Consider the following 8,845-nt stretch of genomic DNA (forward strand, 5'->3'; position numbering starts at 1 on the left):
GCGTCTTCCGCACCCTCGCCCGGCGGTACCGCCTCCCTCGCCCCGGGGGGCCGGCTCCTGGCCTCACCGAACGCCCGACGGGTGGCGTCCGGGGCCGGCGTCGACCTCACCGACGTACGCGGCACCGGGCCCGGCGGCCGGATCGTCTCCGAGGACGTGGAGGAGTTCCTCCTGGAAGCCGCCACCGGCGTCACCCCGGCGGTTCCGGCCTCCGCCTCCGTCCTCCCCGTCTCGCCGCTGGTCCGCCGACTGGCGAGGGAGCGGGGCATCGACCTCGCGGAGGTGAACGGCACCGGGCCCGGTGGCCGGATCCGCAGGTCGGACCTCGACCCCGTCATCCCGGCCCCCGACTCGGCGCCCGTCCGCGGGAAGACCGCGACGCCCCGGCCGGGTGACGTCCTCCCCCTCACCGGGATGCGCGGCACCATCGCCCGCCGGATGCACGCCAGCCTCCAGGAGATGGCGCAGCTGACGCACGGGTACGAGGTCCGGATGGACGCCGTGGTGTCCCTGCGGGACCGGCTCAAGGAGGAATGGGCCGACAGCGAACTGCCCGTGCCCAGCCTCAACGACTTCCTGCTGAAGGCCGCCGCGCTGGCCCTGGAAGAGCACCCGCTCCTCAACGCGACGGTGCGCGAGGACGGCGTCCACCTGCTCGACGGCATCCACCTCGGCTTCGCCGTCGCCGTACCGGGCGGCCTGCTGGTCCCGGTGCTCGAGGACGCGGCGGCGCTGCCCCTGCCGGAGATCGCCCGCCGGTCGAAGGAGCTGGCGCGGGCCGCCCGCGACGGGCGGGTCTCCCCGGCCCAGCTGGAGGGCGGCACCTTCACCGTCACCTCACTGGGCGGCTACGGCGTGGACTTCTTCACCCCGGTGATCAATCCCGGCCAGGTCGCCATCCTCGGGGTGGGCGCGCTCAGGGACGGCGTGGAGTGGCGGGACGACCGGCCGCTGCGGACACGGGTGCTCACGCTGAGCCTCACGTTCGACCACCGCGCCGTCGACGGAGCGCCCGCGGCCGAGTATCTGCGCACGGTCGGGGAGCTGCTGCGCAGGCCCCTGCGTCTGCTGGTGTGACCGGCGGCCGAACAGCCCGGCCGCCGCCGAACAGCCCGGCCGCCGCCGGGCTATTCGGCCGCCGCCGGGTCCGCGATCCGCCTCGCGAGGTCGCCGACCTCGCGGACGAACGAGCGGTGCCCGAGCGACCGGTACACGTCGTCGCCCCGGACCTGCGAGATCGCCGCGGTCTCCAGCAGCGCCAGCAGGCCCAGGCCGATCACCGCCGCCTCCGGCTCCGAGGCCGAGGTGCGGGCCTTGTGGATCAGCCGTACCAGTTCGGCCAGCAGGTCCGCGCGGCTCTGCTGGCGCAGCGCCTCGGCCTCCTGACTCATGCCGGCCGACGACACGAAGAAGACGGTGGCGGCGGACCGCTGCTCGCCGAGCCAGGCCAGCAGCGTGGTGACCGTCGGCCCGATGTCCGTACCGGGCTCGTGGGCGTCGGTGAGTGCCCGCAGCTGCTCGCGCAGCGCGGCGGCGAACACCCGCATCCCTTCCGCCAGGACCTGGTCCTTGGAGGAGAAGTGGTAGTACACCGCCGCCGAGGTCATCTCCGCACGGGCGGCGATGTCGGCCACCGTCACCTCGTCCGGCGACTGGGTCGCGAACAGCTCCGTGGCTGCCTCGATCACCCACTGCTTGCGCGACGGACGGTGAGCGGCGCGGGTCCCGGATGTCGTCATGATGTCAAGTATGCCGGGGCCTGGATGCTCCGGAGGCCCATGTGCAGGAGGAATTCGGCCGCCTGCCGGTCGGAGTTACTGGATAGCATGGTCAGTACAAGGGGATCCACGTAAGCGTGGGTCCACGGCAGTCGCCAGGGGAGCACGATGGCCACCACGAAGAACGGCAAGCAGCCCGCCCACCGCCCCTCGCGACGGCAGCACATCATCACCGCCGCCGTGCGGGTGTTCGGCCGCAACGGATTCGCGGAGACCAGCATCCAGGACATCGCGGCCGAGGCCCAGGTGGTGCCCACGGCCGTCTACTACCACTTCGACGGCAAGGAGGAACTGCTCGAACTCGCCATGCGCCGCGTCTTCGACCAGCTGAACGCCGTCGTGGAGGCCGCCCGGCCGGAGTCAGAGCCGGGCGACGCGGAGGGTCTGCTGCGCGTCATCGACGCCGTATGGGAGTGGGTGGAGCGCAACCCGGACGAGGCCCGCCTCTACCAGGTCCAGTTCGCCTCCGCCAACGGCAGTGTCAAGGTGCTCCGGGACGAGTTCGAGCAGCGCCACGTCCAGCGGGGATACGACTACCTGCCCGAGGGCACCACCCGCAGCCCCCGGGCGGCCAAGGCACGGCACGCGACGCAGGCGCTCGCGGTCCGCACGCTGATCAGCACGACCATGCTCGTCACGGCGCTGCGGGCGGAGGGAGGCCCGTTGTCGCGGATGCCCTCCCGGGCCGTACTGGAGGCCGTCAGGGCGCTGGCGCTGCGTATCGTCGCCGAGGAGAAGCCGGCCCCGGCGCGCTCCTGAGGCGCCCCACCAGGACCACGGCGCACGGCCCGGCCGCCCCTCACACCGTGAGGACCGAGCAGGCGCTGATGCCGGGCGCCCCGTACACATGTGTGAAGCCCACCCGGGGAGCGTTCGGTACCTGTAGGCCGGGCGCACGTCCCTGCAACTGCCGTACGACCTCGTGGAACTGGCGCAGCCCGGAGGCGCCGACGGGCTCCCCGCCGGCCAGACAGCCGCCGTCGGTGTTGACCGGTATCCGGCCGGTGGGGTCGGTGTCCCCGCGGGCCAGCAGTTCCTCCTGTTCGCCGTGCCCGCACAGCCCGGTCTCCGCCAGGTGGATCAGCTCCGAGCCGCTGTCGGTGTCCTGCAACTGGGCGACCCGCACGTCCGCGGGCCGCACTCCGGCGGTGCGGAAGGCCGCCTCGGCGGCATCGACGCTGGGGCTGCGGTGCGGTCCCGGCGGCAGCCAGGGCGAGAACACCTCGAACGAACCGAACCGCCGGGTGCGAAACGCCAGCGCCGCCAGTTTGACGGGGCGTTCGCACAGGTCGAACGCGCGGTCGCCGAGTGCCAGCACGAGGGCCGCCGCGCCCTGTCCCGGGGAGCAGAACATGTACTGGGTGAGCGGGGGGCTGACCTCGGCGGAGTCGAGGATCTCCCGTTCCGTGAGCGGCTTGCGCCGCCAGGCCAGGGGATGGTGCGAGCCGTTGCGGAAGGCCCGCGCGGCGATCGTCGCGAGCGCCCGCTCCGGGATGCCGTGTTCGTGCAGGTACCGCTGTGTCTTCAGGGCGAAGAACTGGGTGGTCAGCATCATGCCGGTCTCGGCGTACCACTCGCCCAGGCCGTAGCGGGCCGCGGAGACGTGGAAGGCGCCCCGTTCGTGCTTGTCGAACCCCACCGCCAGCCCGAGGGAGGCCTCGCCCGCGCGCAGCGCGTTGGCCACCGCGAGCACGGTGGAGGCACCGGTGGCGCAGCCGTTCTGGACGTTGACGAAGGGCACTCCGGTCAGGCCCAGGCGGCCCACCAGTGTGTCGGGTTTGCCGGAGACGTCGGAGCCGCCGGCCGCGTAACCGATGTCCTTCCAGGCGACCCCGGCATCGGCCAGCGCCTCCCGGACCGCCCGTTCGGCCATGTCCATCCCGGTGACGCTCTCGTCGCGGCCGAAGGGACGCATCCCGCATCCGACCACGTAGACGTCGTCGGTCCGGCTCATCGCTCCCCTTCCGTGTCCGGCCGGAACGCGAAGGTCAGGACCTCGGTTCCGTCGTCGTCGTGGTAGGCGGGCACCGTGGTCAGCCGTACCGGCAGCCCGATCCGGATCTCCGCGCGGGCAACCGCCAGCCGTGCCTCGACCAGCACCTCTCCGAGGTCGACATAGCCGACGTGGTACGGCCGGTGGCCGCCCGTCGGCGGCCGGTAGGGCGGCTTGGGCGGGAACGCCTGGAGCGTCCACGACCACACCCGCCCGTTCACCGGCAGTAGGTGAGGGGACATGGGCCCCTGCGAACACCTGGGGCACGAGTCCTGTCGCGGGAAGACGACGGTGCCGCACCCGGAGCAGCGGGCGCCCACGAGCCGCGGTGGAGCTCCGTCGGCCCCGCCGTCGAACAGCAAGTCGTCGATGAGTCGGGTGGTCATACCGGTTCCGCCTTTCACGTCACCAGCTCAGCAGTCCGGCCAGCCGTTCCCGGTGATGCGCGGCGCCGCCCAGCAGGACGGCGTCGGACTGGGCCCGCCGGAAGTACAGATGGGCGTCGTGCTCCCAGGTGAAGCCCATCCCGCCGTGCAGGTGCACGCACTCGGCGGCGACGGACACGAAGGCCTCGCACGCCCACGCCTGGGCCACCGCCGCCGCCTCGGCCAGCGCCCCGGGCGAGGCGGCCACCCGCACGGCACGCGTCACCGCCGAACGGGCGCCCTCGACCTGGAGCAGCATGTCGGCGCAGGTGTGCTTGACCGCCTGGAACCCGCCGATCGCCCTGCCGAACTGGGTACGGTCCCGCACATGGGCGACCGTCATGTCCAACGCGGCCTGCGCACCGCCGAGTTGCTCGGCCGCCAGGGCGATCAGGGCCACGTCCAGGGCACGGGAGACGACCTCTGCCCCCTCGCCGCCGGCGGTCAGCGCCCGCACCCGGGCGCCGGACAGCGTGACCACCGCCTGGCCCCGGCTGAGGTCCAGGGTGGGCACCCGGCGGACCGTGACCCCCGGCTCGCCCGGGTCGACGAGGAAGAGGTCCACGCCCTCGGCCCCGGCGGCGGCCACCACCAGCCCCCGGGCATCGGCGCCGTCGAGCACGAACGGCGCGGTGCCTTCGAGGACCGGGACCCCGCCCTGCCAGGAGACGGCGACCGGAACGGCCCCCGGCCGCCACGTCCCGTCGGGTGCCGCCACCGCCAGGGAGTACACCGTGCCCTCGGCCAGCTCGGCGAGCGCCCTGTCGGCCGTACCGCAGCCGGCGAGCACCTGCCCGGCCAGCACGGTGGAGGACAGCAGGGGCACCGGTGCCAGTGTTCTGCCCAGCTCCTCGCAGACCACGGCGATCTCGGCGAGACCGCCGATGCCGCCGGCCCACTCGGGCAGCCCGAGGGCGGCGAGGCCGACCTGCCGGCCGAGGGTGTCCCACAACGCGGCGTCGATGCCGGGGGAGTGCTCGGACAGCCGCCGCACCGCCGCGGTGCCTCCGGCGTCCGCGCACACCGACCGTACGGTCTCGCGCAGGTCGTCCAGTTCGGCGTCCGACAGGGCCGGGCCGCCCGTCATGGTGCTCGTCATCGTGCGCTCCCGCTCCCGCTGTCGCTCTCGTCGTGCCGCTCATGCCGGGCACTGTGCGCGGCCGCCATCCGGGCCACCGGCACGCGGTGCGCGGAACAGGAGACGTAGTCGAGGCCGAGGCCGTCGCAGAACGCGATCGACTCCGGGTCCCCGCCGTGCTCCCCGCACACGCCCAGCTTGATGTCGGGTCGTACGCTCCGGGCCCGCTCGACGGCCAGGGCGATCAGGGCGCCCACCCCGTGCGGGTCGAGCCGTGCGAACGGACTGGCCGTCAGAAGGCCCCGCTCCTGATAGGTGGCGAGTACCTGGCGCTCGACGTCGTCGCGGGAGAACCCGTAGGTCAGCTGGGTGAGATCGTTGGTGCCGAAGGAGAAGAACTCGGCGTGTTCGGCGAGTTCGCCGGCCAGCAGCGCGGCGCGCGGAGTCTCGATCATCGTGCCGAGCCGGTACGGCACCTCCACTCCGGTGCGCGCGGCGACCGCCTCGGCGGCCCCGTGTACGTACGCGGCCGCGGCGGCCAGTTCCTCCGGCAGGCTGACGAGCGGGATCATCACCTCCAGCTCGGGCCGGATCCCGGTGGCGGCGACGTCCGCCCAGGCGGCGAAGAGCGCCTCGGCCTGGGCGGGGTAGAGCCTCTCGTGCAGCAGCGCCAGCCGCACCCCGCGCAGCCCGAGCATCGGGTTCGCCTCGCGCAGCGCGGCCGCCCGCTGCTCCTCGGCCGCGTCAGAGGCATGGCCGGGACCGGGCAGGAACTCGTGCAGCGGGGCGTCCAGCAGGCGCACGGTCACCGGGCGGTCGCCCACGGCGGCCAGCAGCGCTCGGAAGTCCTCGTGCTGTGCCTGTTCCAGCGCCACCAGTGCCGCGTCGCGGGCGGCCGGATCGGCGGCCAGGATCACCCGGCGGATCAGCGGCAGCCGGTCGCCGAGGAACTGGTGCTCCGTACGGCACAGTCCGACCCCCTCCGCGCCCAGGGCGATGGCGGTGCCGACCTCGGCGGAGGTGTCGGCGTTGGCCCGCACGCCCAGTCGGCGCATGCCGTCCGCCCAGGTGAGCAGGGTGGACAGTTCGGGCGGTGGTCCGGCGACACTGACGCTCAGCGTCCCCGCGTAGACGGCGCCGGTACGGCCGTCCAGCGACACGGGGTCGCCCTCGCGCAGCACCCGGTCCCCGATGCCCACCGTCCCGGCGGCCCGGTCCACGCGCAGCCCCTCGGCGCCGCACACCGCGGGCTTGCCGGCGCCCCGTGCCACCACGGCGGCGTGCGAGGCGATACCGCCGGTGCCGGTCAGTACGGCGGCGGAGGCCAGCATGCCGGGGACGTCCGCCGGGCTCGTCTCATGGGCCACGAGCACGACGGGGGTGCCGTCCGCGCCCAGTTCGAGGGCACGTTCACTGGACAGCACGACCACGCCGGTCGCCGCGCCGGGCGAGGCGGGCAGCCCCGTCACCAGCAGGTCCTCGTCGCCGGTCAGCCGGAGTTGGGGGTGCAGCAGCTCCTGGACCTGCGCGGGGCCGATCCGCAGGACGGCCTCCTCGGGACCGAGCGCGCCGTCGCGGGCCAGGTCGGCCGCCAGGCATACCGAGGCCCGCAGCGGCGGCCGCTGCTGCGCGGAGGCGGCGAGCAGGGAGATCTCGTCGTCCCGCACCTCGAAGTCGACGGAGACGGGCGCGTGCAGATGACGTTCGAGGGTGAGCAGGGAGTGCTCCAGCAGAGCCCTGCCGCCCGCGAGGCGGTCCAGCGGTTCACCGGTGTGCGGCGGCGGGGCGCTGCGCCGCACCCCCCGGAAGAACGAGCCATGGGGAGAGAGGCGGCCGGTCTCGGGGTGGCGGCTGACGGCCGTGCCGTGGCCCGAGCGGTCGGCCGGGCCGATGCGCAGCGCCTGCACGTGCAGGGCGATCCCCAGGTCCGCGGGAAGCCGCTGTGCCTTGCGGGATCTCCTCGCCCGGGGCGAGTCCCACCGGGCGAGAACGGCACGGGCGGCCAGGGCGAGCTGCCGGGCCGGGTCGTCGGGGAAGGGCTGTGTTCCGTGCCGGGCGACCAGGGACAGCAGCACGTCGACCCGGGCCCGCGGCCCGGATGTGTCGAGGAGGGCGTCGTCGAGCACCGCGCCGGGGACGCCGAGGGCGTGCTCGGCGATCATCCGCACGGTGGCCCCCCACACCTCGTACAGGGCGTCCGCCCGTCCGATGACGGCGCACAGGGCGTCGGCGCCCGTGGAGGTGACGCCGATACAGGCGAGGTCGGGCGGCAGTCCGGCGATCTCGGTCGGGGCGCTCGCCGACAGGCGCAGCAGCAGGGGGCGGGCCGTGTCGCCGATCCGCCGTCCCGAGAGCTGTTCGACCAGGCCGACGGCGGCTTCGGCGGTGCCGGGTTCGCACAGGGAGGCGGAGGCGCCGGCCGGCACGGTGAGCCCGGGGACGACCGGCAGCCCGAGGGCCACCAGACGGTCCATCGCGGCGCCGTGGGCGCCCAGCTCTCCGGCGTCGAGCCCGCGGATACGGCCCTGCCCGTAGGGCACCAGGGCCCGGCCGGGGGCCTCGGGCGAGGCGGGCGGGGTCTCGGGCCGGGCGAAGGGCTCCGGCCCGCGGTCGGTGACGCTCAACCCCGGCTCCTCGTGACCAGTTCCTCTTCCCGGGCCTCGTCCTCGGCCCGGCTGATCCCCAGCACCAGCAGCAGCTCCTGGTGCAGCCGCATCCACACGGTGTGGTACGACTCGCACAGCGGCGAGGCCAGCCACTTGACCGCGCCGTCGTCGAAGCGGTCGAGGGCCTCCTCCAGGTCGGTGAGATAACGTCCGCTGCCTTCGAGCACCGGCTCCAGCCTGCGCAGCACGGGCTGGATGGCCTCGTGCACGTCCTCCAGCGACTCGCGCACCCCGGCGTCGTAGACGCTGTCGGAGTGGTCGTTGACGCTGCCGTCGGGGCGGCACTGCCAGGCCGTGCACACCTCGCGGATCCTGCGGTTGACCGGCAGGAACGCCTCGTAGGCCGCGGTGATCCGCTGCTCCTCGGCCGATCCCGGCGGGATGCGCAGGATCCGTGCGGCGGTGGCCTTGGCCCGCTCGGTCGGCAGCACGAGCGGACCCTTCACCATCGCCAGCCCGGCGTCGACCAGGGGGCGGTGCTCCGACTCGGGCCTGCCACGCCACATGCCCCGCAGAACGAGGTCGACGACGGCTTCGGTGAGCGTCTCGTCGGAAGCGTCCGGAAGGTCCACGGGAGCAGATTGCATCGCCATACCTTTTCCCCGGTTCTGTGGTGACCGGTTCCTCGGTTCTGTGTTGCCCGGAGGTTACGCTCCGACGGGCCTGTTAGTGAAGAGGGAATCAAGAAACACTTTCTGCGTCCCGGGGCCGGGCCCGGCTGTCGCCCGTCCGTGCGCGGTCCCGGGCGGCGAGGAACGACGCCATGCGCTCCTGTGCCTCCGGCCGGCCCGCCAGGTCCGCGATCTGCCGTGCCTCCTCGGCGAGATGGGAGGTCAGCGAGTCCTCGTCCCGGCCGCGCAGCAGGGCCTTGGCGGCGCGCAGCGCCTCACCGGCGGCGGCGACCA

Annotated in this window: 8 protein-coding genes and 2 pseudogenes; 2 read left to right on the top strand and 8 right to left on the bottom strand. The window is 73.9% G+C overall.

Annotation, left to right across the window (positions count from 1 at the left end; translation table 11 throughout):
- Nucleotides 1-1,077: 2-oxo acid dehydrogenase subunit E2 (locus AWZ10_RS41235; RefSeq protein ID WP_060893657.1), on the top strand; the 1,077-nt coding region annotated here is incomplete at its 5' end.
- A 50-nt stretch (nucleotides 1,078-1,127) separates the two neighbouring features.
- Here the strand turns inward: AWZ10_RS41235 and AWZ10_RS41240 are convergent.
- Nucleotides 1,128-1,739, bottom strand: coding sequence for a TetR/AcrR family transcriptional regulator (locus tag AWZ10_RS41240; protein ID WP_046702559.1), 612 nt, complete (start codon nucleotides 1,737-1,739; stop codon nucleotides 1,128-1,130).
- A 147-nt stretch (nucleotides 1,740-1,886) separates the two neighbouring features.
- On the opposite strand from AWZ10_RS41240, the gene AWZ10_RS41245 reads away from it, so the two are divergent.
- Nucleotides 1,887-2,537 (top strand): TetR/AcrR family transcriptional regulator, encoded by a 651-nt coding sequence (locus AWZ10_RS41245; RefSeq protein WP_046702560.1) that lies wholly within the window; start codon nucleotides 1,887-1,889, stop codon nucleotides 2,535-2,537.
- Between the two features lie 40 nt (nucleotides 2,538-2,577).
- Here the strand turns inward: AWZ10_RS41245 and AWZ10_RS41250 are convergent, their stop codons facing one another.
- The 7 genes and pseudogenes from AWZ10_RS41250 to AWZ10_RS41275 all read right to left on the bottom strand — a co-directional run.
- Nucleotides 2,578-3,732, bottom strand: coding sequence for a thiolase family protein (locus AWZ10_RS41250; RefSeq protein ID WP_060893653.1), 1,155 nt, complete (start codon nucleotides 3,730-3,732; stop codon nucleotides 2,578-2,580).
- Nucleotides 3,729-4,013 (bottom strand): OB-fold domain-containing protein, encoded by a 285-nt coding sequence (locus AWZ10_RS41255; RefSeq protein WP_244172725.1) that lies wholly within the window; start codon nucleotides 4,011-4,013, stop codon nucleotides 3,729-3,731. Before AWZ10_RS41255 ends, AWZ10_RS41250 begins: the two co-directional genes overlap by 4 nt.
- A gap of 24 nt (nucleotides 4,014-4,037) precedes the next feature.
- Nucleotides 4,038-4,157: pseudogene (locus AWZ10_RS54650) on the bottom strand (zinc ribbon domain-containing protein); the annotation flags it as partial.
- A 19-nt stretch (nucleotides 4,158-4,176) separates the two neighbouring features.
- The gene (locus AWZ10_RS41260; protein WP_060893655.1) at nucleotides 4,177-5,295 is read right to left on the bottom strand and encodes an acyl-CoA dehydrogenase family protein; all 1,119 of its coding nucleotides are present in this window, start codon (nucleotides 5,293-5,295) and stop codon (nucleotides 4,177-4,179) included.
- Complete coding sequence (locus AWZ10_RS41265; RefSeq protein WP_060893656.1) at nucleotides 5,292-7,898, bottom strand: putative PEP-binding protein; 2,607 nt, start codon at nucleotides 7,896-7,898, stop codon at nucleotides 5,292-5,294. Before AWZ10_RS41265 ends, AWZ10_RS41260 begins: the two co-directional genes overlap by 4 nt.
- The gene (locus AWZ10_RS41270; RefSeq protein ID WP_234360935.1) at nucleotides 7,895-8,527 is read right to left on the bottom strand and encodes a hypothetical protein; all 633 of its coding nucleotides are present in this window, start codon (nucleotides 8,525-8,527) and stop codon (nucleotides 7,895-7,897) included. The genes AWZ10_RS41265 and AWZ10_RS41270 overlap by 4 nt, the downstream gene beginning before the upstream one ends.
- Nucleotides 8,528-8,621: 94 nt before the next feature.
- A pseudogene (locus tag AWZ10_RS41275) lies at nucleotides 8,622-8,845 on the bottom strand (enoyl-CoA hydratase/isomerase family protein); the annotation flags it as partial.

The organism is Streptomyces europaeiscabiei (assembly GCF_001550375.1).
GTDB lineage: Bacteria > Actinomycetota > Actinomycetes > Streptomycetales > Streptomycetaceae > Streptomyces > Streptomyces europaeiscabiei.

Coding starts and splice junctions, on each gene's coding strand:
- AWZ10_RS41245 (WP_046702560.1), top strand. CDS start 1,887: ATGGCCACCACGAAGAACGGCAAGCAGCCCGCCCACCGCCCCTCGCGA.
- AWZ10_RS41270 (WP_234360935.1), bottom strand. CDS start 8,527: ATGCAATCTGCTCCCGTGGACCTTCCGGACGCTTCCGACGAGACGCTC.
- AWZ10_RS41260 (WP_060893655.1), bottom strand. CDS start 5,295: ATGACGAGCACCATGACGGGCGGCCCGGCCCTGTCGGACGCCGAACTG.
- AWZ10_RS41250 (WP_060893653.1), bottom strand. CDS start 3,732: ATGAGCCGGACCGACGACGTCTACGTGGTCGGATGCGGGATGCGTCCC.
- AWZ10_RS41240 (WP_046702559.1), bottom strand. CDS start 1,739: ATGACGACATCCGGGACCCGCGCCGCTCACCGTCCGTCGCGCAAGCAG.
- AWZ10_RS41255 (WP_244172725.1), bottom strand. CDS start 4,013: ATGTCCCCTCACCTACTGCCGGTGAACGGGCGGGTGTGGTCGTGGACG.